Origin of the sequence: Streptomyces sp. NPDC051020, from assembly GCF_040683105.1 — a bacterium.
Classification (GTDB): domain Bacteria; phylum Actinomycetota; class Actinomycetes; order Streptomycetales; family Streptomycetaceae; genus Streptomyces.
The window spans coordinates 36,377-59,734 of sequence record NZ_JBFBCG010000048.1 but is presented as its reverse complement, the minus strand read 5'-3'; the positions used below and the strand labels follow the sequence as shown (position 1 = coordinate 59,734).

At 68.3% G+C, this 23,358-nt stretch carries 13 protein-coding genes and 2 pseudogenes; 7 read left to right on the top strand and 8 right to left on the bottom strand.

Translation table 11 applies throughout. The features are described from left to right. Nucleotides 1-705: 705 nt before the first annotated feature. Together AB0N06_RS24750 and AB0N06_RS24745 are read right to left on the bottom strand one after the other, a co-directional pair. A pseudogene (locus AB0N06_RS24750) lies at nt 706-4,393 on the bottom strand (S8 family serine peptidase). Nucleotides 4,394-4,592: 199 nt separating this feature from the next. Next, nucleotides 4,593-6,680: a S8 family serine peptidase gene (locus AB0N06_RS24745; RefSeq protein WP_366136856.1), complete on the bottom strand. Its 2,088-nt coding sequence runs from the start codon at nt 6,678-6,680 to the stop codon at nt 4,593-4,595. A 446-nt stretch (nt 6,681-7,126) separates the two neighbouring features. On the opposite strand from AB0N06_RS24745, the gene AB0N06_RS24740 reads away from it, so the two are divergent. The 3 genes from AB0N06_RS24740 (at nt 7,127) to AB0N06_RS24730 (ending at nt 12,015) form a co-directional block, all read left to right on the top strand. Continuing rightward, a complete protein-coding gene (locus AB0N06_RS24740) occupies nt 7,127-9,847 on the top strand; it encodes a SpoIIE family protein phosphatase (RefSeq protein ID WP_366136855.1) in 2,721 nt (906 codons plus the stop codon). A 476-nt stretch (nt 9,848-10,323) separates the two neighbouring features. Further along, entirely contained in the window at nt 10,324-10,980 is a 657-nt protein-coding gene (locus AB0N06_RS24735) for a CBS domain-containing protein (RefSeq protein ID WP_366136854.1), read from the top strand. A gap of 159 nt (nt 10,981-11,139) precedes the next feature. Then, entirely contained in the window at nt 11,140-12,015 is an 876-nt protein-coding gene (locus AB0N06_RS24730) for a universal stress protein (protein WP_366136853.1), read from the top strand. Nucleotides 12,016-12,301: 286 nt separating this feature from the next. On the opposite strand, the gene AB0N06_RS24725 is transcribed toward AB0N06_RS24730, so the two are convergent. Continuing rightward, a complete protein-coding gene (locus tag AB0N06_RS24725) occupies nt 12,302-13,180 on the bottom strand; it encodes a universal stress protein (RefSeq protein ID WP_366136852.1) in 879 nt (292 codons plus the stop codon). 826 nt (nt 13,181-14,006) lie between these two features. Between AB0N06_RS24725 and AB0N06_RS24720 the strand changes: the two genes are divergently transcribed. Together AB0N06_RS24720 and AB0N06_RS24715 are read left to right on the top strand one after the other, a co-directional pair. Then, a complete protein-coding gene (locus AB0N06_RS24720) occupies nt 14,007-14,441 on the top strand; it encodes a cyclic nucleotide-binding domain-containing protein (protein ID WP_366136851.1) in 435 nt (144 codons plus the stop codon). A gap of 65 nt (nt 14,442-14,506) precedes the next feature. Next, entirely contained in the window at nt 14,507-15,145 is a 639-nt protein-coding gene (locus AB0N06_RS24715) for a CBS domain-containing protein (RefSeq protein ID WP_366136850.1), read from the top strand. 143 nt (nt 15,146-15,288) lie between these two features. On the opposite strand, the gene AB0N06_RS24710 is transcribed toward AB0N06_RS24715, so the two are convergent. After that, nucleotides 15,289-16,908, bottom strand: a complete 1,620-nt coding sequence (locus AB0N06_RS24710; protein ID WP_366136849.1) for an MFS transporter — start codon at nt 16,906-16,908, stop codon at nt 15,289-15,291. A gap of 212 nt (nt 16,909-17,120) precedes the next feature. After that, nucleotides 17,121-18,029, bottom strand: coding sequence for a universal stress protein (locus AB0N06_RS24705; protein ID WP_366136848.1), 909 nt, complete (start codon nt 18,027-18,029; stop codon nt 17,121-17,123). A gap of 528 nt (nt 18,030-18,557) precedes the next feature. Here AB0N06_RS24705 and AB0N06_RS24700 point away from each other — a divergent pair. Then, nucleotides 18,558-18,674: pseudogene (locus AB0N06_RS24700) on the top strand (CBS domain-containing protein); the annotation flags it as partial. Between the two features lie 76 nt (nt 18,675-18,750). After that, on the top strand, nt 18,751-19,389 hold the full coding sequence (locus AB0N06_RS24695; protein ID WP_366136847.1) for a CBS domain-containing protein: 639 nt from the start codon (nt 18,751-18,753) through the stop codon (nt 19,387-19,389). 140 nt (nt 19,390-19,529) lie between these two features. Here the strand turns inward: AB0N06_RS24695 and AB0N06_RS24690 are convergent, their stop codons facing one another. The 3 genes from AB0N06_RS24690 to AB0N06_RS24680 form a co-directional block, all read right to left on the bottom strand. Further along, entirely contained in the window at nt 19,530-20,123 is a 594-nt protein-coding gene (locus AB0N06_RS24690) for a hypothetical protein (protein ID WP_366136846.1), read from the bottom strand. 166 nt (nt 20,124-20,289) lie between these two features. Further along, nucleotides 20,290-20,613 (bottom strand): Hsp20/alpha crystallin family protein, encoded by a 324-nt coding sequence (locus tag AB0N06_RS24685; protein ID WP_366136845.1) that lies wholly within the window; start codon nt 20,611-20,613, stop codon nt 20,290-20,292. Nucleotides 20,614-20,884: 271 nt separating this feature from the next. Then, nucleotides 20,885-23,347 carry a glycosyl hydrolase family 65 protein gene (locus AB0N06_RS24680; protein ID WP_366136844.1) on the bottom strand — a complete coding sequence of 821 codons (2,463 nt, stop codon included), beginning with the start codon at nt 23,345-23,347 and terminating at the stop codon, nt 20,885-20,887. Between the last annotated feature and the right edge of the window lie 11 nt (nt 23,348-23,358).

Genomic DNA, 23,358 nt, shown 5'->3' with positions numbered 1-23,358 from the left:
GGCCTTCTTGGTCTTGGTCATGCGGGCGAACTTCGTGGACATCGCGTTGAACGGCATTCCGTAATTCCTCATCTGTTGTCGGGCGATGCCAAGAATTATTAAGCGAGGCAGAAATGCGGGTCAATGGGTCCCTTTTACTAATGGGATTCGTACTGGGCGCCGGAAATGATCCGGAGAAGCGCTGCCAGGGCTGCGGAGCGGGTCTCCTCGGTCTACTATTCTGGCACGGAGTGACGCCCGTCACGTGGCCCACTCCACACGGCAAATGCCGCAAATAGGCACAAGAGTGGCGCGGGTCACGTGGTCTGCGTCACATAAAGGACGCCCTATTCGCTCACCGTAATGCCGAATGAACGCGCTGTATTGGTGGTGGGGTGGCGATTATTCGCGCGCATCGGCAAGGAATCCTGACCGGCGGCCGGCGCGAGGACGACGGTCAGCTGGAGGACGTTGCTGCAGTCCGGCCCACGACCGCCTTCGGGGATGTCACCGGGAAGGCAGCGGGAGAAATCGGCACTGTTGGTTGCTCGGAAGGCTGGTTCCACAGGCCCGGACGACGCAGCACGGGAGTACCGGCCCACGCACGGGCGTCGGTCCGCGCACAGCTGACCACGGCAGCCAGGGCTGCCGTGGTCAGCTCCATGTGCTCAGCACATGCAGCAGGTGGGAGCCGTGCCGCCTCCTGCCCGGCTCCCACCCGATCGGCTACTTCCGCACACCCACCGCGCGGATGATCTCCTGCTTGACCGAGCCGCCCTTGTCGTCGGCGGCCGAGGCCCGCACGGAAATGTACTGCGCGTCGTCCGGCACCGGCACCGAGCCGGCCCAGGCGGCGGACTTGCCGCGTACGCCGTCGAGTTCGACGGACGTCCACGTCGCGCCGTCATCGAAGGAGACCTCCAGCGTGGAGCCGGTGATCCTCCCGGTGTCCGGCGCACCCTTGACGTACTCGGAGAAGATCCCGAGATCCAGCCGCTTTCCGGCGCGCACATCACCGTGCAGGTCGGTGTCGACGTCGAACCCGAGATTGAGCATCGGCAGATACGTATACCGGTCGGCCGGCGTGGCAGCCGACTTGAGGGTCCATTCGGAGTGGCCCTTCGTGGCGAGGTGCCAGACGTCCGGGTCCAGGGTGGTATCGGTGACAACCCTGAAGTCCTGCTCGGTCGGCTTGACGTTCCGGGCGTACGCCCCCGAGCCGGTCCTCCGCTCGACCCGCACCCCGTCCACGTACACCTCGGTGAACTGGGTCATCGACTTCTGGTTCCACACATCGCCGAAGCCCGTGTGGTCCGGGCCCGAGTCACCCCAGCCCGGCGTGTTGAATTGCAGGTTGTTGCCTGCGCGCTGCTGGCCCCAGGCGAGGCCGGTGCCCAGCCACGGGTGCCAGACCGGCTTGAACCAGTCCGCTGCAGAGCGCATGCCGCCGCGGTAGTGGACGACGCCGCCGCGCTCCTCGATGGCGCCCGGGCCGTTGGACATGGACTCGTGCCACCCCCGGTCGGGGCCGGCGCTGATGTAGTCGGTGCGCTCCGTGGGGAACTTGATCTTCTCCTGGAAGCCCAGGCCGACGGGGAACGTGTCGGTGATCGAGTAGCGGAACTCGCCGCCGTCGGCGGCCTTCGCCGCGTGGAACTTGTTGTTGACGACGGCCAGTTCACTCATGCCCGGCCGGTACGTCAGATCAGCGGGTACCGCCTCCGGGTATCCCTCGGTGAGGTCGTACACGTACGGCGTGTACTGGGTTCCGGTCAGTTCGACACCCCGGTTGAGTCGAGCGGTCTCGATCAGTCGCGCCCCGTCCACAGCATTCACCGTCGCGATGTACAGCGGACGTGTCGCCCCGTCGGCCCCGCTGAAGTTAGCCATCAGCCGCCCGGGAGCCACGTCGGTGACGAACAGGGCCTTGGCACCCGCGTCCTGTGCGTTCTGGGCCAGTTCGGCGGGGGTGATGGCGTCGGTGCGGCGCACGACGACCGCCTTGCCCGTCACGTCCTTGTCGGCATAGTCAGCGGCGCTGCCGCTGCCCGCGTCCACGAGAGACATCCGCTTCCGCCCGGTGAACAGGTCCGATCCGTACTGCACGACCGCCTCGCCGAGCCGCTTGCCGTCCGCTTCGACATCGAGCTGCGGCTTGCCGAGCCGCCACGCGGTCCGGTACTCGAAGGTGCCCGTGGCGGGCTTGTGGGTCGGCGCGGCGAAGATGCTGTCGTACCTCGGCGGGACCAGTGCAGCCCCCGTGTAGGACGCGCCGTTCGCAGCCCGGTTGAACTTCATGCTCAGCTGGCGGATCTGGGTCCGCTGGTCCACCTCGGCCCGGATCTCCCGCAACGTCCGCCCGTCGAGCGTGACTTCGCGGTCACGGTCGAGAGTGACCTCGGGCTCGGTGAGAAGGCCCAGGCCGAGCGAGTCCTTGCCATTGCTGCCGCGCACGTCGAGGAAGCTGGACAGGGTGTACATACCGGGCTGCAGGCGCAGCTTGAGCGTGCCGGAGTCGTCGACCGCGGCCGGGAAGGCCGACGCGCCCTTGGCCAGCTTCTGTACGGCTAGATATGCGGCGGACGCCGCGCCGTCGCGGTCCTTGACGTGGACCGTGAGGGTGTAGCGCTCGTCCTCCTTGGTCAGGCCGAAGGCGGTGTGCGCCACCACTGTGTCACCGTCCTTGGCGACGATCCGGCCGGAGGTGGCGCCGACGGGCGCGGCGGTGCCGTCACCGGTGACCGTGGTCTGCGCGGTGCCGTGCGCGGGCACGGTGAGGGTGGAGTCGGCGAGGGTGACCACGCCGGCGGGAGCGCCCTCGGCGGTCAACGCCAGGGTGACCGGCCGGTCGGAGGCGTTGGTGTAGGTCAGCGTCTTCGTGACCGGCTTGTTCGCCTCGTACGGCCAGCTGATGAAGCCGAGGTCGGCGCTGCCGGTCGCGGTGATCTGCGCGGCAATGGCGGACGGGACATCGACACGGCCCGCACCCACCTCGTACGACGTGCCGCTGATCTGCTTGGACGTGCTCATCAGCCCGTCCTTGAGCTGCTGTCCGCTCCAGTCGGGGTGCTTCTCGGCGAGCAGCGCCGCCACTCCCGCGACGTGCGGGGTGGCCATGGACGTACCGCTCAACGATGTGTACGGGCCACTGCCGCTCACGAGCTGCGAGCGGGCCGCGAGGATGTTCACGCCCGGCGCGGACAGGTCGGGCTTCAGCGCGTTGTCGCCGAAGCGCGGGCCCTGGCTGGAGAAGTACGCACGCCGGTCGGCGGAGTCGACCGCGCCGACCGTCAGCGCTGAGTCGGCGGCGCCTGGGGAGCCGACGGTGCCGGGAGCACCTGCGTTGCCGGCCGCGATCACGAACAGAGCGCCCGTGTCCTTGGAGAGGGTGTTCACCGCCTGGGCCATCGGGTCGGTGCCGTCACTGCCCTGCGACGATCCGAGGCTCATGGAGACGATCTTGGCGTGGACGTCCTTGGCAGCCCACTCCATGCCGGCGATGATCTGCGACTCGGTGCCGAAACCCTGGTTGCTGAGGACCTTGCCGACGGCGAGGGTGGCGCCGGGCGCTACTCCCTTCTCCATGCGTGCCGTGCCCGTTCCGGTCGGCGACCTCCTGGCCGTCGATGAAGCTCTTGGTCTCGCTCACCCGGTCCTTGAGATCGGGGTGGGTCAGGTCCACGCCCGTGTCGAGGACGGCGACCTTGACACCCTTGCCGGTCAGCCCGGCCTCCCAGGCCGCGGGGGTGCCGATCTGGGCGTTACTGGTCTCCATCGCGGCGTCGACGCGGGCGTCCAGCCAGATCTTTTCGACCCCGCCCGCCAGACGCACACGAGCCGAATTCGCGCTGCGAGCGCCGGAGCTGACGTTCGGCGCGACCGTGCGCCAGAACTCCCCGGACTTCGACGCCTCCAGGGCCGCACCGCCCATACTCGGCAGACCACGGACCTGGCGGGCTCCGCGGGGCGTCGCGCTCCGGGCGTTCTTCGTGTAGGTCACGATGAGCGGCAGGCCGTCGGAGGACGAGTCGCCGAGCCCCTGCTCGATCAGAGCGGTGACGTCGAAGAGTTCGGCGTCGAGGACGCCCGCCTGCAGGTAGGGCCGGGCCTCGTCGGGTACGACGGTGATCCGGCCGTCGGATATCTCGCTGCGTACTGCTCCGGTCGCGCCCTCGGGGCGCTCCACGGCGACCGACTTCCGGCCCGCGCCGAGGTCGGTCACGGTCACCCGGTCGCCGGTGATCAGGGTGACGGTTCGCACGGTGGTGGGTGCGTGCACGGGCGACGCGGCACGGTCGGTGCCCGCCGTCGTCCCCATTGCCTCGACCGCGACGGCCTGCCCGGCCGGCAGCAGTACGAGCGACAGCCCGGCTGCAAGCAGCCGGGACCGCCGCCTCGCGAATGGTCTGGTCATGGATGCCTCTCCTCCGCGCACCCGGTGAATGGGTGGTTCCGGGTGCTGCGAAGATTTTCGGCGACATCAACTCGCTTGTCTTCGTTCGGTGTTGGCGGATGGCTGCCGTGGCGGAGACTCGTCACGGCTGCGGAGCACGGACTCGCCGTAACGGCCTCCCCCGCGATAAGGAGCGGGCTCCCCATCGCGGGGGAGGCCGTTACGCCCAGCCGTGGTGGCGGGCGTACCAGCCGAGCTGGATGCGGGTGGTCGCCCCGGCCTGGGACATCAGCCCCTGGATGCGCCGCTGCACGGTGCGCGCCGACAGGTCCACCTGCGCGGCCACCGCGTGGTCGGTGAGACCGGCGAGCAGCAGACGCAGTATGCGGGTGTCCAGGGCATCGATCCCGTGGTGGGGTTCGCCGTAGGGGCGGGCTCGTTCCCACACGGCGTCGAAGAGTGCCTGGGCAACGTTGGCGAGTCCGCCGCGTAGGACGAGGCTGGGGTCGACCTCGCTGCCGGAGCCACGCAGCGGGAGCATCGCCACCTCGCCGTCGCAGACGATGAGCTTGAGCGGTACCCCATCGACCGTCCGGATCCGCATGCCCCGGGCGAGCGACTCGTCCACGTTGTCGGCCGCGCTCGGTTCGCCCAGGAACGACTGGTCGATGACGGCACGCACCTGCAGGCCACGCGACAGCACGGTCGGCTCCTCGGTGTTCTCCGGGCCGACCACCTGGACATCGCCGGTGACGAATGTGTCGATGGCGTGCCGGGAGGAGAGCTGGAGCTGGAGGTACCGCTGGCGCACGGCATCCATCAGCCCGGCAGCGTCGGCGGTCAGCGGCGCACCGGCGTAGGCACCCCAGGTCAGCTCGGTCCCGGCCGGAGCGGCCTTGGTGCGCTCGGCGTCCCGTGCACGGATCCCCACCACGGGAATGCCGATGGTGTCGCAGCAGGGCGAGAACGGCATCGCATCCGGATCGGTGCCCGACGGGTCGTAGTGGACCGCGGCGACCGCACCCGCGGCCTCGGCGGTGCGGGCCAGGTCCATCACCCGGCAGTTGAAGACGTCGGTGCCGGTGTAGGGAGCAAAGAGCGCGATCTTGCCGTCGAGACTGCCTGCGGGCAGCGGGGCGCAGCTGGACTCCATGACGGCCACCGGGTGGGTGCCGGTCACGGGAGCGGCCGGTGCCCGCCCGGAGTCCAGGTACGGGACGGGGGCCGTCGCGCCGTCGTCGAGCGTGAACGCGAGGAACGGATAGCGACTGCTGTAGGTGCTGCCGACCGCGATCGCCCCGTCCGCCACCGCGGGCGCCGCGGCGTTGAACGGACCGGCGTAGCCGTTTCCGTTGGCGACGACGGTGGGAACGCCGGAGTCCACCAGGTGGTTCACAGAGAGCGAGAGCACACTGCTGCTGCGGTTGCCGGTCGAACCGAGACTCATGTTGACGACATCCACGCCGTCGGCGGCGGCCCGGTCGAGTGCGGCCAGCACGATGGCGTCGGTCGGCGCGTTCTTCGTACCGAACACCCGGTAGGAGCGCAGCGTGGCGTCCGGGGCGACGCCCTCGATGTGTGTGTCTTCCCCGGCGACGATGCCCGCGACGTGGGTGCCGTGCCCGGCTGCCGGGCCGAACTTGTCGTCGTACGGGTCGGCGTCCTCGTCCGCGAAGTCGTAGCCGCCGACCACCTTCGCGTTGGGGAAGCCTCCGCCGCCGAGCGCCGGATGGTCGTAGGCAATGCCGCTGTCGATGATGCCGACGGTGACCCCCTTGCCCGTGTATCCCCGGCGATGGGCCTGCGGGACGCCGGTGAGATCCGTGGCCGTAACAATTTCCCGGCCCGAGGGGGCCGCATCGCCGGACCGTGCGTCATGTCCCACCTGGTCAACGGCCTTTGCGAGGACGTCCTTGGGCACCGGGGTGGGCCGCTCGGGCATCTCGTACGTCACCGGCTCGGTGACCTCGGCCACTCCAGGGAGTTCGGCCAGTCGGCCGGTCTGACCGGCGGGAACCTCGACGAGGAGACCATTGACGACATTGCGGTACTGGCGTCGAACGGACAGCGTCATGCCCGCGTCGTGCGCGGCGTCGACCAGCGTCCGCTGCGTATCGGAGACCATACGGCGGGCCGCTGCCCGGTCCTGCGGGGCGGCCTGCTGCGCGGCCGGGGCGCTGTCGAGGGTGACGATGCGCGTCACCGAAGGCCCGGACAGTTCGTCCGAGTCCGCGTGCGCCAGATCACTGGGCAGGATGAGCGAGACGAGGAGCAGCGCGCACGCTGCCGATATCGAGTGTCTGTACACGACGATCGATCAAATGCGACCGGCCTCGGAAGGGCAACGGTCACCGTGTGTCGAGTCTCCGCCATGGCGGAGACTCGACGTCGATCATTCCGGCCATGGTCCCCGCCCTTGGTGTCCATGGACGAGGATCCTGGCCAGGGGGTGTCCGTGGACGGACCGTACCGCTGGAAGACCTGCGGGCGGCACGGGCGGCGGTGTGCCCGCGACCGAAGGACGGCGGTTCTTTGTGCCCACGCCGCCGCCGAACCGCGCGGGGCCACCTTGTGACGCACGATTGAAGCAGTGGCCTGAGGTAGATCTCGTCGTCGCCGACCGGAGACCCAATGTCCCCTGCACCCCATGGCATCCACTGGGCGAAGCCGAGGCTGTGGCGAGTCGGCCGACAGCAATCGAGCGATGCGCCAACCAATGGGCATGCATGGCAAGAAAGTGTTAGGAATGTCGACATGGTCGACCATTCCGACCGATCCCGGAGCGGGTCGGCTCGGTCACTGAGCGGCAAGGGTCCGCGAAGCGTAGCCGGGCAGGTATTCATCCTGCAGGCGGTGGTCATTGTCCTGCTTGTCGCGGGCGCGGTTCTGGCGCTGGTCCTCCAATCGTTGCACGACGCCGAGACGGAGGCGAAGAACGTCTCGGTAGCCACAGCACAGTCGTTCGCACACTCTCCGGGGATTGTGGCGGCGCTCAAATCTCCCGATCCCTCCAAGGTGCTGCAGCCACTCACCGAGGAGGCGCGGAAGCTGGCCGGCGTCGACTTCATCGTGGTGACGGACACACACGGGACTCGCTACACACACCCCCGTCCGGAGCTCATCGGAAAGAAATTCATCGGCACCATCGAACCTTCGCTGGCGGGCCGGGTCCACGTGGAAACCGTCCACGGGCCCCTTGGTCGTGAAGTCCAGGCGGTGGTCCCCGTCAACGCTCCCGACAAGTCCGTCGTGGGCCTGGTGGCCGCCGGTCTCAGGGTCGAGAACATCGCCAGCGTGGTCGACAGGCAGCTGTTGGTCATCTTTGCCAGCGGGGCCGCCGCGCTCGTCCTGGCCACGGGCGGGGCCGCCCTGGTGGCCAAGCGGCTGCGAAGGCAGACCCACGGGCTCGATCCCGCCCAGATGACCCACATGTACGAGCACCATGACGCGGTGCTGCATTCCGTCCGCGAAGGGGTGCTCATCGTCGGACACGACGGTCGGCTGCTGCTGGCGAACGACGAGGCCGAACGGCTCCTTGATCTGCCGCCGGACGCCCAGGGACGCCCCGTCAAGGAACTGGAGAGCCTCGACCCGGCCACGGCGGAGCTGCTTGTCTCCGGCCGCGTGGCCACGGACGAGGTCTACTTGGCCGGGGACCGCATGCTGGTGGTGAACCAGCGACGCACGGCCCGCGACGGAAGCCCCCTGGGAACGGTGGCGACCCTGCGCGATTCCACCCAGCTCCTGGCACTGTCGGGCAAGGTGGAAACGACGAACGAACGCCTCAAGCTGCTGTACGACGCGGGTGTGGGCATCGGCACCACCCTGGACGTGACGCGCACGGCCAAGGAACTGGCCGAGATGGCCGTCCCCCGTATCGCGGACTTCGTCACGGTCGACCTCGCCGCCCCCGTCCTCCACGGAGAGGAACCGACCGGCACCGCTGCCGACATGCGCCGCACCGCCGTCAGCGGCATCCGGGACGACCACCCCCTCTACCCGTGCGACGAGCTCATCTCCTATCTCCCCTCCACACCTCAGGCACGCGGATTCGCCACCGGCCGGTCGGTGATGGTTCCCGATTTGTCCTCCGCACCCGAATGGCGCGCTCAGGACCCGGAACGGACAGACAAGATCGTCGACTACGGAATTCACTCACTCCTCACAACGCCCCTGCTGGCGCGGGGCGTGGTTCTGGGCATGGCCAACTTCTGGCGCTCGCGGGAGGCCGGAGCGTTCGACGAGGAGGACCGGTCACTCGCCGAGGAGCTGGTCGCCCGTGCGGCGGTCAGCATCGACAACGCACGCCGGTACACCCGCGAACACGCCCTGGCAGTGATGTTGCAGCGCAGCCTGCTGCCACGCGCTCTGCCCGAACAGAACGCTCTGGATGTCGCCCACCGCTATCTGCCGGCACAGTCCGGAGTCAGCGGTGACTGGTTCGATGTGATTCCGCTGTCGGGCAACCGCGTCGCGTTGGTCGTCGGTGACGTCGTCGGCCATGGGCTGCACGCCGCCGCCACCATGGGGCGGCTACGCACCGCTGTGCACAACTTCTCCACACTCGATCTGCCGCCCGATGAGCTCCTCGGCCACCTCGACGACCTCGTGGACCGCATCGACAAGGAAGAGGGGAGCACGGACGTCGGTGCAGGCATCGTGGGAGCCACGTGCCTGTACGCGATCTACGATCCGGTCTCCCGGCACTGCGCCATGGCCCGCGCCGGGCACCATCTCCCCGCGCTGGTCCACCCCGACGGCAGCGTGGAGTTCCCCGAGCTTCCCGCCGGGCCACTGCTGGGGCTCGGCGGCATGCCGTTCAAGACCGCCGAACTGGATCTGGCCGTGGGTGCTCAGCTGGTCCTCTACACCGACGGGCTGATCGAGGACCGCGCCCGGGACATCGATGTGGGGATGGACCTGCTCCGCCAGGCCCTTTCCCATCCCGGCCGTTCGCCGGAACAGCACTGCCAGGCGGTGCTCGACGCACTCCTTCCCACTCAGGCCAAGGACGACGTAGCACTGCTCATCGCCCGCACCCGCGCGCTTTCCGCCGACCAGATCGCTAAATGGGACGTTCCGCTCGACCCCGCCGCCGTAGCCGGGATACGCGCCGCCGTCGTGGAGAAGCTGGAGGACTGGGGCCTGTCGGAACTGACGTTCACCACCGAGTTGATACTCAGCGAGCTGGTCACCAACGCCATCCGGCACGCCTCCGCGCCGGTCCGGGTGCGGCTCCTGCGTGACCGCAGCCTGATCTGCGAGGTATCCGACGGCAGCAGCACCTCACCCCATCTGAGGTACGCAGCCGCTACGGACGAGGGAGGCCGCGGACTGTTCCTCGTCTCGCGGATCGCCGAGAACTGGGGCACACGGTATACCCACGAAGGCAAGGTCATCTGGGCACAGCAGCCGCTGTCCTCATCCGCCGCGGGCGCGAACGACGGGGACCCGTCGCCGACGTCGTCGTCCTGATCCCCCCGCGGCGGATCCCGACCCGGCCCGCGATCGTGGCCCCGGTGAGCCGCCGCTCCACGCAAGGGCGGAAAGAGCCCATCCGCTTCTCGCGGATCCCGATTGTGCGGTGCACGGCCGCCAGCCGCTTCTCCGCATCCTGGTAAGGACTCTTTCCGTCAATTTCATGAAAGCACCCCGAGTGGCAGGCGGCCACCAGGGCCGAACAGCTTCCACCCGACCCCGGACGACCCTGTCCGGCGCGTTTCCCGGCCCTCAGGCTCGGAGATGCGGATCACTTTCCGGGAGGAGTCATGAGTCACCGAAGAGGTGTTGCCCCTCCACGGCACCGTGCCCCGGTCGAGCCGCGCCCTCCCTCCTCCTGCGGTCGTGCCGGAGCGTCGGCGTGGAGTGGTGAACGTGCCAATCGGCTCACTTACCAGCAGGACGACATGTCGGTCAGCGCCCGAGAAGCCGCGGGGCGATAGGAGTGACGGGTGAGACATCGAGACATTGGCGAGCTGATGACCCGCGAGGTCGTCACGGTCCCGAGGAACGCGGCGTTCAAGGACATCGTGCGCACACTCACTGAGCACCAGGTGTCGGCCGTCGCGGTCGTCGACGACGTGGGGCACCCGCTCGGAGTGGTATCGGAAGGCGACCTCCTGCCGAAGTCGGCCGATCAGGGAGACTTCCTCCGGTCCCTGCCCGCTCCCGAGCCGCGCAAGCGGGAGAAAGCGGAGGGCACGCGGGCCGAGGAACTGATGTCTGCGCCCGCCGTGTGCGCCAGGGCGGACTGGACTGTCGCCGAGGCGGCCCGGCTCATGGAGGCGCAGAGCGTCAGAAGACTGCTGGTCGTGGACGAGGCGGACACTTTGGTGGGCATCGTCAGCAGGCGCGATCTGCTCAAAATCTTCCTGCGCGACGACGAAACCATCCGCCACGAGATCACCGGCGATGTACTCGACCTGACCTTGCACCAGGACCCCGGCACCATCACCGTCGAAGTGACCGACGGCCGTGTCGAACTGAACGGCTCAGTACGGTTCAAGAGCCTGATCCCGGTGATCGAACGGCTGTGCCGCACGGTCGACGGAGTGGTTCATGTGGCACAGCACCTCGGATACGCCATCGACGACGCATCCGTCGGGTGACGTACGGCCTTCTCGCGGCACCGGCGGTCAGCGTCCGGTGCCGCGGACCGCGACCTGCACCGGTCCGATGACCGACGGATGCCCGCCGTTCCGCTCCGGCCCGGGCGAGGACGAATCCTTCGGCACACCCCACAGCACCGCACTCGTGAGGAGGGCGCTTTGGACCGCCACATCATCGTCGGCCTCGACGCATTCCCCGAAAGCGCAGCCGCTGCCCGCTGGGCGGCGCGCGAGGCTCGTCTGCGGGATGCGGCCCTGCACCTCATCCATGTCGAGCCGTGGTCGCTGCCGCTCGGCATTCCCGCAGCGGCCTCCGATGCACGGCGTGGCTGGGCCGAAGCCGTCCTGCAGGAAATGGCCGACGAACTGCGCCGCGCTCACCCGGGACTCGACATCACCACGCAGTCGGTCGACGGCCCGCCCGCAGCCTCGCTCGCCACAGCCGCGGCAACTGCCGACATGCTCGTCATGGGATCCCGCGGGCTCGGCAGCGTGACCGGCTTCGTGCTCGGCTCCGTCGGCATGGCCGTCATGCACACCACCGAGCGGCCGGTGGTACTCGTACGCAGCGGAGAGGACGCGCTGCCTCACGAAACCGAGCAGCACACCCGGCGCGACGTGGTCGTCGGTGTCGACATCAGCCGGCCCTGTGACGCCCTGCTCGCGTTCGCGTTCGAGGAGGCGTCGCGCCGGTCCTGCCCGCTGCATGCCCTGCACAGTTGGCCGCCCCCGCAGTTCTACGGGTACGGATCGGCCTACGATCCCGGAATACTTGCGCGCATCAACCAGAGCGTGACCACCGGCCTGGACCAGGCTCTGAGGCCTTGGCGGGACACGTTCCCCGCGGTCGAGGTGACCGCCCGTACGCCGATGGGACACGCCGCGCAGCAGCTCCTGGACGCCGGTGCCGACGCCGGTCTGATCGTCGTCGGCCGACGGATCCGCCGCTCATTGCGGGGTGTTCGCATCGGCTCCACCACGCATGCTGTGATCCACCACGCGACCTCTCCGGTCGCCGTCGTCGCCCACGACTGACGCAGTCTCCGGCTCGGCGTTCCGGAGGCGGTCCGGCGCGGGCGGGACGACACACGGGGGTGAGGCGGCTTCTCGGGCGGAACGGAGCACAGCCCTGGCGGTATGGCCCGAGCCGTCCGAACCGACAACGACCGGTCCGAGCACCTGACTGCCCGGTCGTGTGCCGAACGCGGTGCCGTCCATGGCGATCCTCCTGATACGAAGGTCGCGAGGGCATGGGTCTGTCAAACGCCGCAGCCACGCGGGCCGGCCCACTGCCCGTCCGCCTCCTCGACTCGGCGGTGGTTCATGGATGGTGGGGTACCACTGCGACAGGACAGCTGGAGTGATGGAGCGCCGTATGGGCTGTCCGGCCGAGTTGCAGACCCACATGCCCCTTGCGCCGCGATGCACCCACGACAAGGAGGTCGGCGGCGGCGGAGCGCCGGACGAGAACTTGATGGGCCGGCCCCTCGACAGTGGAGCGGGAGACGGCAACGGCCGGGTTCTCCTCGATCGAGGCCGCAAGCGCTTGGTCAAGCTCTGTCGCCGCCCGCATCTTCCAGGTGAGGTGCGGCGGAGACTCCTTGGTGTGCGGCCGGCCGACCGCTTCGGACGCGGGGCAACGCCAGGCGCGTACTGCGTCGATCTCACAGTGCCGGGTGGCAGCCTCACGGAAGGCGAACCTCACGGCAGCCGATCCGTGGGCCACGTCCGCGACGCCGAGCAGGATGCGGCCGTGTGCTCCAGCTGTTCCTGCCGCGTCGCCACGTACCACGATGACCGGGCACTGGGCCCGGGACGCAAGGGCCAGACTTACGGAGCCCAGCAGGAGCTCCTTGAGCTGGCCCCGGCCCCTGGATCCGACAACCAGCATCGCAGCCTCGTGCGCCTCGTCGAGCAGCGCGGTGACCGTGTCCTCCGCCAGAACCTCGGTGGTGATCTTCAGATCGGGATTACGGGTGCTGGCGCGCGTGACCGCAATGGCCACGATGCAGTCGGCCAGAATCTGCTCGGAGGGGCGTTCGACGCCCCGATACAGGCCTGCCCCCTCGTAGCGTTCCCATCGGGAGGCGTAGACAACTCTCAGAGGAAGGCCGTGACGGGCTGCCTCCTCCACGGCCCAGTCGACCGCCCGGAAACTCGAATCCGATCCATCCACGCCCACGACCAAGGACTGCTCCATGGTCCCCATCGCCTTTCGTCCCGTTGCCGTCGGATGCCCGCCCCGCCACCGTGCCACCTCACTGAACTTCCCAGAAGGGATGGTCAGGACCCGATCGGGGATATTCGACCTAATATTCGTAATAAACAACGCGATCGGTATATACCACCCCAGGAGGATCTGGCGTAGGTGTTCGGTGCGGATCCATCCCGCTACCCCGGCTCCTGTACGTTGCTGACTCTTCCCCTCCGGCTCGGGTCCCGCCGTGCAGCACGGTGGGACGACAACCCGAATACCCTGCTCGCTGCCTCAGCAGGGCACAGGCTTCTCATGCGGGTAGCCGGCCGCTCGCGCGAAGCCAGGCTCACATCTAGTGCCGTGACCGGCAAGGTTTGCCCGTCAAGGAGCGGCGGCCGGTGCGTGTGATCGCAAGGCGGCCGGAAGCCCTTGGATGGGGCCTCCCCTGCTCGAACGAAGCTGAGAGCTTGGGGAAGGAGCTACCTGGGCTTTTGGCCAACGCCGCGAGCGCGCGTGCCGGGCGTCGCGACGGGGCAAACCTTGCCGGTCGCGGCACTAGGGCCGATTGGTCCCCGAGTCACACCCGTAGAGCCCCTGGGGACCACAGGTCATTCGGCGCAGGCTGTTCTCAGTCCCGTCGGAGGAAGCATCGACATGACCGGAACCGAGTCACGACGACAGCCTCGGCCCGCGGATGGTACGAGCATGTGGATCCCCACCGGTAGGACCCGCACGCAGTACAAGGATGCGCAGTGCCGAGAGGAACACGGCTCCGGCTCTGCCAACAACGATCTCAAGATCCGTGCCGCCCCATGGAGGAGACCAGATCATGACCACCCCAACCCTCCGGTCGCTGGGCATCCGGCATCGGGACCGGCTCATGCAGTTCGCCCGGGAAGTGTCGTTCCCGGAGGGGACACGCATCTTTGAGGAAGGGCAGCGTGCCGACCACTTCTGGATCGTGCGGACCGGCACCGTCAGTCTCGACTTTCACGTGCCGAAAGGACCGCCGGCGGTCATCGAGTCGCTCGGGCACGGAGAGCTGGTCGGCTGGTCATGGCTGTTCAGCCCCTATGTGTGGCAGCTGGGAGCAGAGGCGATGACGCCCGTGCGCGCGTACGAACTCGATGCCGCGCAGGTGCGCCACGCATGCGACTTGGACCCGGAACTGGCCGCTGCCGTGGCCCTGTGGGTGGGCCAGGTGATAGCCCACCGGCTCCAGTCCGCCAGGGCCCGTCTGCTGGACCTGTACGCACCGCACTGAAGTGGGCCGCCCCATGTCACCTGATCCGCCGTCCCGGTCGGACGGGCCCCGGTGAGGAGATCGCCATGCCTGATTCACCGCACACGGTCAGCGATGTCATGACCCACACCGCCATCGCGGTGGGAGGACAGGCGAGTTACAAGCAAATCGTCGAGCTGATGAAAGAGTGGAGGGTGAGCGCCCTTCCTGTACTCGAGGGCGAGGGACGAGTGATCGGCGTGGTCTCGGAGGCCGATCTGCTCCCCAAGGAGGAGTCCCGGACCGACGACCCGACCCGGCCGGAGCTGCCTCTGACCGACCGGCTGAAGGCGGGCGCCGTCAGCGCGAAAGAGCTGATGTCCAGCCCGGCAGTGACGGTCCATCCTGACGCCCCCATAGCAGAGGCAGCACGCATCATGGCCCAGCGCCACGTGAAGCGGCTGCCGGTGGTCGACGCGACCGGACTGCTGGAGGGAGTCGTCAGCCGCAGTGATCTGTTGAAGGTCTTTCTCCGCTCGGACGAAGATCTTGCCGACGAGATCCGACGCACCGTCACCGACTTGTCCCAGCCCGGTGGAGCGGTGACCGTATCCGTCGTGGACGGAGTGGTCACGCTCGGCGGTGGGGTACGCGACCGGACGCTCATCCCGTTGCTCGCCCGAGCCGCCCGAGCGGTCGAGGGCGTTGTGGACATCCGCTTGGAACTGAACGGGACCACGGGCTAGGAACCTGAAAAGGGGCCGTTCACGGCACCGTGGTCGGCTTCGGGGCGGTCACCGTTGCGCGACTGGCCGCTTCGTCTCCTTGTTCGGCTTCAGGGCGGTGATCGACGGGAGCGCCCGGAAGACCCCGACCGGATCGCAGTGGGTCACCCCTTTCGACGACTACGAGGTTGGGTCGCGGGGATGCGATGAGTGAAGAACAAAGCGATCAGCCCGGCAAGAGCAAGGATGGCGAGAGCGGCTCGCAGGGCGTCGACCCTCGCGTCGGCGTTGGCGTCGAGAGCGGCCTGGGCCGCATCCGTGTGTGCACCCGACTCATCGAGTTGCTTCTTGAGCTGGGCGTCCGACAGAAACGGTACGCCACCTGAGAGCTCGATGCTCGCCCGGGCCTTGATTTCCGCCGGGATCGCTGGGCTCCGTTCGATGTTGGCGACAAACGAAGACGTCAAGGCGGCGATGAGAATCGACCCGGCAAGCGCGGTGCCGATCGATGCGCCGAGATTGGTGACGGTGTTCTGGACGCCACCCACGTCGGCGCTCTGTTCGTCGGGCACCGCCGATACGGTGACCGACCCGAGCTGCGACGCCAGCGCCCCCATCCCGTATCCGATGAACAGGAGGGGAATGGTGACAATCTCCGCGCCCGACTCCGTATCGAGTGCCCCGAGAAGGACAATCGCCCCCATGAGAAGCGCGAAGATCCCCTGGCGCACCACGCGCCGCGGCGAAGCGTGCGGGAGAAAGCGCGGAATCGCGGTGGCGGCTGCGAGCAGCGTCAAGGACAACGGAAGGATGCGGACACCGGTATCGATTGCCGGGAGGCCAAGCGCGACCGACAGATACAGCGGGACGATGAAGAACACCCCCATCTGCACCAAATATTGAAAGAAGAACATCGTCAGGCCACCGGTGAGTTGCCGGTTCTTCAGGAATTCAGGGTCGATGAGCGGTTCCTTGCCGTGGTCCGAGAGTCGGACCTCCCAACGGAAGAAGAGCCAGACCAGGAACAGCCCTGCCAGCATCGACCAGACAACCAGGGAGAGGCCGAGCATGGACGGGGTTCCGGCTTTGGGTACGAACCAACCCCATTCGGCCGAGCGGAGTACACCGAAGACGAAGATTCCAACGCCCAGGCCGGAGAGCAGCGCGCCAGGAATGTCGATGTGCGGTCGCCTGTCGAGGGGTGCGTCGGCAATACGGCGGGTGAACAGGAGGATCCCGACCACCACCACTACCTCGCCGGCGAACACCCAACGCCAGGAAAAGTAGGTCGTCGCGATGCCGCCGATGATCGGCCCGAGTGCAATGGCCACCGCTCCTGCAGCGGTGACGATCCCGTAGGCGGCAGGACGCCGTTCCACAGTGAAGTTCCCCGCTACGAGCGACACAATCGCCGGCAGGATCAGCGCAGCCCCGATTCCCTCAAGGAACGACCATCCAACCATGAGTACGGTGAGGTTCGGAGCGAGCGCGGTGGTGAGAGACCCGCAGCCATAGACGACGCAGCCGGCCATGAAGGCGCGCTTGCGCCCGACGAGCCCGCCCACCTTTCCGCCGCAGATCATGAACATCGCCATCACGAGCGTGTACGCCGTGATCGCACCCTGGATACCGGTCACCGTCGTCCCCACGTCGGCGGCGACACTGGCGATGGAGACGTTCATGACCGAGCTGTCGAGAGCCATCAGGAACTGACCCGCCGCCAATGTGATGAGAACAATCCTTGTGGCTGGCATCCCATCGGAGGTATCTGCAGCGACTGTCATGGGCGGAGCCTCGCACAGCTGCCGGCAGGCACATGGTCAGCGCTGCATCAGATCAGTCAGTTGGCCGAGCACGGAGAGCCGCCTTGCCGGGCCGGCACAGCGGTCGGGAGTAAAGGCTGCTGCAGCCGAGCCTCACCGGCGGGGAAGGCCCGAAGCACCTCCTCCGTCGACGGCACCGATGCCGCCCCTCGCATGACAGCGCGCCTCACTGTTCATTTCGACTCACTCGTCGTCCGCTTGCCACGCCGCGGGATCAGCTCGACCGGACAGTTCGCATGGTGCAGCAGGCTGTGGGTGACCCGGCTGAGCGTCGGGCCGAAGTTCCCGGGTGAGCGTCGCCCGCCCGCGACCAGCAGATCCGCGTGCCGAGTCGCCTCAACCAAAATTCCGGCGGCGGACATTCCCTTCTCCGCATCCGCCTCCACGGTGAGTCCCGGGAAGTCGGCACGGATACGGTCCGCCACTCCCGTCAGCGCCCGAACGTGGTTGCGAGCCACCTCGTCCACGGCGTCGAGCATCGTCACGACATTACCGACCGACCCCAGCACGTTCCATACGTGCAGAAGCCGCAACGACGCCTTGCGCAGCTCCGCCTCACTCGCCGCGTGGCGTGCGCATTCCAGGTCGTGCTCGTCGTGGACGGCGACCAGCACGACGTCTGCCGCGGGAGCGCCTTCGGTGCCGCGTACCACGACCACCGGCGTCCTGGCACCCGCAGCAACCTTCAGACCGACCGAGCCGAGCAACAGTGAGTTGAAACCTCCGCGACCGCGGTTGCCCACCACGATCGTGCCGTGGTTTCCCGCCGCGGTGTGCAGGCTCACCACCGGTTCACGGCGGCTCAGCTCCCTCGTCACGCTCAGGCCGGGGTAACGCTCGGACGCCATGGCTGCGGCCTCCTCGAGAAGCTCTCGGCCCGCGTGCCGAACCTGCTCGATGGTTTCCATGGACGCGTAGATCATCCGGCTGTCCGTGTCGGCTGCGTAGACGAGGTGCAGAGGACGATCACGCCGCAGTGCTTCCTCGGCGGCCCACAGCACTGCGCGCTTGGCGGGCTCGGAGCCGTCCACCCCGGCCACGAGCGCTCCGAGTACCGGGCTGCCCTTGTCGCTGGAATTCATGGTTCCTCCTCACCGAAGACTGCCGGTGCAGCTCTCACCCCGGCACCGCGCCCCCGCGCCGCGAGAGGGCCGCTCAGGCCCCCGCGGGGGCCGAGTGTCCCTGTCGGTTCCGCCGCCCTGTGGGCTTCTCCCGCGCCGTGGCGTGCCAGAACGTCTTCGGGTGAGGCTCGTTCGACCGACGAGGTCGTTTGGGTCGCCTCCGCCAACTCCTTCCAAGGATGTCGCGAAGTTGCTCGCGCAGCACACTCTGAGCGGACTCCCCGTGCAAGATCAGCGGACCGCACCGCGCCCCGGGTGCCTGCGGTCATCCGCACTCAGACATAAATCGCGCGCCAGTTCGATATCTGACACTCCCGCGCCGCCCGTGGTCCCCGCGTATGCGCCCGAGGGCCGAACAGCCCGCGACGAACCCCGGAAGGCCCTACCCCTCGCGCATGCCGGTGCCCACGCTCGGAGTATGGCCTCCCTGCGTGCGGAATCACGCGGCCGGCGGTGGACGTGCCGCACTCCGTTACCGCCGGACATCTCATGACCGCGTCGGCGGTAACGGTGACGCGTGAGGCGACCCCGGCCGACGCCGCCCGTCTCATGGCACGGGGCGACGCGAAGCGGCTCCCGGTCGTCGACGGCGACGGGCGGCTGCTCGTCGGTGTGGCCGGCCGGAGTCATGGACGTCACGGTTCGACTGAACGCCGGCAATCCCATGCGAAGGTGATCGACAATGAGGCATCGCAGTGTGGCGGATCTGATGACGCCCACGGCCGTCAGTGTCCAGCGCGGCACGGCTTTCAAGGAGATCACCAGGCTTCTGGACGAGTTCGGTATCACGGCCGTGCCCGTACTGGACGACGACAGGCATCCCGTGGGTATCGTCTCCGAGGCCGATCTGCTCCGTCGCCGCAATGCCGGAAGCGGTACGCCCACAGCGGTCGATCTCATGTCCAGCCCTGCCATCACCGCCCGCCCCGATTGGAGTGCGGTCCGTGCTGCTCGTGTGATGGACCAGCACAGAGTGAAGAGGCTGCCGGTCGTCGACGCCGACGACAGGCTGATCGGGATAGTCGCCCGCAGCGACCTCCTCCAGTTGTTCCTGCGAAGGGATCACGCGATCCAGGAGGAGATTCTTGAGGATGTGCTGACCGGCGCACTCCGGCTCAGCCCGTCGGCTCTGACCGTAGAAGTCGCCGACGGTCTGGTCACCCTCAGCGGCACCGTGCCCCGGAGCAGCCTCCTTCCTGTCATCCTCCGGATGTGCCAGAGCGTCGACGGCGTCGTGGATGTGATCGATCGGCTCACCTACGAGCGCGACGACCTGTCGGACGATCACAAGAGGGCACAGGAGGGCAGGAGAACGCAGTGAGAGTGACCGCGTGTCCGCATCCGTAACGCCTCTCGCGCAGAGAAGCCGCGCGGGCCGGTGCCTAGTGCCGCGACCGGCACGGTTTGCCCGTCAAGGAGCGGCGGCGGTGGTCCTGGCGCCGGTGGATCCGTCAGGCGTCATCAGTCGTCATCGGCCCCCGAGTCCCGGCGCAGCCGACCGGACCAGCGCGGCTCCACGCGCTCCCACTCCTGGTCCCATTGGGCGAGGCTGCGCGTCTCGACGCGGCGGAGCCTGAGGCGGACAACCAATCCGGCGGACAGGGCGACCACGCCCATGGCACAGGCCCCTGCTGCGGCGGCCTGCACGGCGCATTCTCCCCGGGAAGGCGGGGCAGCCGAAATCCTGCCCGAGTCATCCACCCACAGCGTGACCGTCCGGCCCACCGGCGTGTGGGGGGCGACCGAGATGGTGTCCGTATGGGGCATGGAGGCGGGATACTCCCAGAAGGCCCAGGCCGTTGCTTCCGAAGCCCCCGTAAACCGGGCAGGGAGTCTGTCTTCGGCCTTGCTGACTGTCGTCGCCGTCACCTGGTGGCGATGTCGGGCCTCCTGCTGAGCGGTCACGCTGTCGGCGTCCCAGACTTTGATTCCGACAGCGACACCGCAGAACACTGCTGCGAGCGCAAAGAGCACGGAAGCGGCGAGCCAGCGGCTGCGTACGCGGTCGGCAGCCCGCTGCAGCGGATTCGGGCGGCGCTCGAACGGTCGTCGCATTCGGCTTCCGTGCCGCTTCCGGGGCCATATGGACGCGGGTCCGGGCGAGTCGGACTGGAACATGTCACGCCTCCGCCCCGTGCCGTCGCCGTACCCGCGCGCAGGGGTGGGTTCGGCACCTGGGAGATGAGCTCTGGTCTGGCCCCCCGGAAGAGTGCGGACGTCTTCACCCCGGCCCGCTCCTGTGCGGGGCGGACACGGCCACCGGCGGGTGGATGCCATCCTCGTACGCCGCCTCGACGCCTTCCGTCGGAATCTCGGCCTGCAGGCGGACGCTGCGCCGGAACGAGCGGTAGCGGAACTCCGAGTGCTCCTTCTCCGTCCTGTTCTCGGTGTGCTCGGCGCCGATGGCGGGGGTGTCGCCCTCGACCGGGATCGGGTGAACGTCGATGGTCGGCCGCCCCACCGGGAACCGGGGGAAGCCGGCGCCGAACCAGTCCACGAGGTCGGGGAAGAGGCCGTGCCTCCACTCCATCTGCGTTCCTGACATCGTGTGCTCCACTTCCGGCGCCTCGGGGGCGCCATCATCGATGTCCTTCTTCAATGTCGTCCGGCAGAGGACACTTCCGCTTGGGGCCAACGGGCCCCTGCGGGGGCCGTCCGGCCCCTCCCTGCCGGTTCGCCTCGGCGGGTGCATCGAGGACGCCTCGCACGTTCCGGTCGCAACCCTGCTGGTGCGTGCTGTGGAAGGCGTCGTAGACGTGGAGTCCGACGTCACCCACCCGGCTCCGGCCCGGAAGGGGGCCGCCGGCGGAGGGCTCTCAGTCCCGACGCCCCGTGCTGTGACGGCGGGCGGGGCCTCGGCCCGACGGCAGATCGAGCCATCGCAGCGTGCCGGGGGCGATCACGTGGGTCTGGCCGCCCAGGACCAGCCGGACGGCTGGGTGGTGCGAGTCCGATACCGCGATCCGGAGCCGCTGTGCCCGTATGCCCAGGTCCACCTCGTGCCCACGGAATCCGATGCGTACGCCGAATTTCGACAGCTGGGGAAGCGGGGCCGGGGAGAGCCACAGTGCGTCGTCACGCATCTCCAGCCCGGTCATTCCGCGTTGCACGAAATCGAGGGTGCCGGCCATCGCGCCCAGATGGATGCCTTCCGCCGTGGTGCCTCCCTGGATGTCGACCACGTCACCGGTCAGCGCCTCCTCGCAGTGCGCCCACGCCTCCTCACGGTGTGCCCGTGCCAGCACCCAGGCATGAACCAGGGAGCTGAGGGTGGAACCGTGACTCGTACGCGCGAGGTAGTAGTCGACGGTGGCGCGCCAGATGTCGTCGTCCAGCACATGTCCGAGACGCTGGAACAGGCCGCCTAGCTCTCCGGGTGAGAACAGGTAGCCGAGCATCAGCACATCGGCCTGTTTGGATGCCTGGTAGCGGTTGACCGTATCGCCCTCCTCCTCAAGGATGCGGTCGAGCCGCCGGATGTCGCCGTAGCGCTTCCGGTAAGCGGCCCAGTCGAGTTCCTCCAGTTCTCCGTAACCGGCGAACTGGCTGATGACACCGCGGTGATAGGGCACATGCAGCCGACGGGAGACGTCCTCCCAACGCTCCAGCTCCGCGGGGTCGAGGCATATGCGCTCCAGCAGGAGCTTGCGCCGCGGCTCGGGCAGGTCGCGGTAGAGCTCAGTGGCCCGTGCCAGCACCCAGGCCGCCGTCACGTTCGTGTACGTGTTGTCATCTATGCCTGCGGTCCCGGCTCCCGGATAGGCGTCGTGATACTCGTCGGGGCCGACCACCCCGCGGATGCGGTACCGCGCCAGCGGTGCGTCCCATGCGGCGCTGGCCGCCCAGAACCGGGCGATCTGCAGCAGCATTTCCGCACCCTTGGAATGCAGGTAGTCCGTGTCCGCAGTGGCCTGGCAGTGCTGCCACACGTTGTAGGCGATGGCCGAACCGACGTGGTGCTGCAGACGTGAGTGGTCGGACAGCCAGCGCCCCGAACGCGGGTTGAGATGGAGTTCCTGGGTCTCCTCCCGGCCGTCGTCGGCACTTTGCCAGGGGTACATGGCCCCGGCCCGCCCCACCTGCTGTGCCGCGCGGCAGGCCGCGGGCAGCCGCCGATGGCGGTAGTCCAGAAGTCCCTGGGAGACCTCCGGGAAATGCAGACTCAGGAACCTCAGCACGAAGAGCTCGTCCCAGAAGACATGGCCCCGGTATGCCTCCCCGTGCAGTCCTCGCGCCGGTACACCCACATCGAGCTCTGCCGTGTGCGGGGACAGCGTCTGCAGCAGGTGGAAGTGGTGAAGTCGCAGAATCCTGCCCGCTTCGCCCGGAACCTCGATTCGGCTCCGCTGCCACAGCCCGGCCCACGCCCGATCGTGCGACGCCAGCAGCTCGGAGAACTCCGGGGCCGTCCGCACACCGGCCACAGCAGCCCGCAGCGGGTTGCCGATCGCCTGGTCACGGGACGTGTGCAGCGCCACCGTCTTGTCCACGACAGCGTCGCATTCCGGATCCAGCGGCAGCACCAGTGTCTGAAAGATCTTCCGTGGGGTCTGCCGGGGACGGGGACGCCGGCCGGACTCATCCGGCTGCCGCCCATGACCGCCGGACGTGGCCACGATGCGGGAGGCCAGCGCGACGGCGATCTCCGACTCCACGGTGCGACATCTGAGCCACACCACGTCGTCCTGTTCCGTTCCGGTCGACCAGCCGGTCAGATGGCAGTCCGACAGATCCCGGTACCGCGCGACACCGGCGTTCCGGATGTCGCCGTCGATCGCCGCCTCCACCTCGATCGCCCCCATCCACCCGGTCGCGGTGAAAGCCGTGTGGAGGGCGGCGAGATGCGGGTTGCCCATGTGCACCAGACGGCACTGCTCGACATACAGGCGACGCCCTGCCTGGTCCTGGTAGACGGACCGGCGGGTCAGCGTGCCGCGGCGCAGATCGAGCGTCTGCCGGTATTCGGCAAGATGTTCGTGGTCCGGTGACAGCCACGGTCCGGGGGCTGTGCCGGCGGGGCGGATGCGGTAGCGCAGCGGCAGCCAGTTCGGCAGGTTGACCAGGTCGGCGTTCTCCACCTGCCGGCCCTGGACCACTGAGGTCTGCCGGTCGTAGCAACCCGCGATGTAGGTGCCCGGGTAGTGAGACCTGCTGGCGATCGACTCGGATACGGCTCCACGGGTGGCGAAGTAACCGTTGCCGAGCGCGCACAGCGCCTCGCGGAGCCTCTCCTCCTCCGGCTCGTACCCCTCGTACGACCACTCCCAGGCCCCCGCCATCAGTCGTCGCC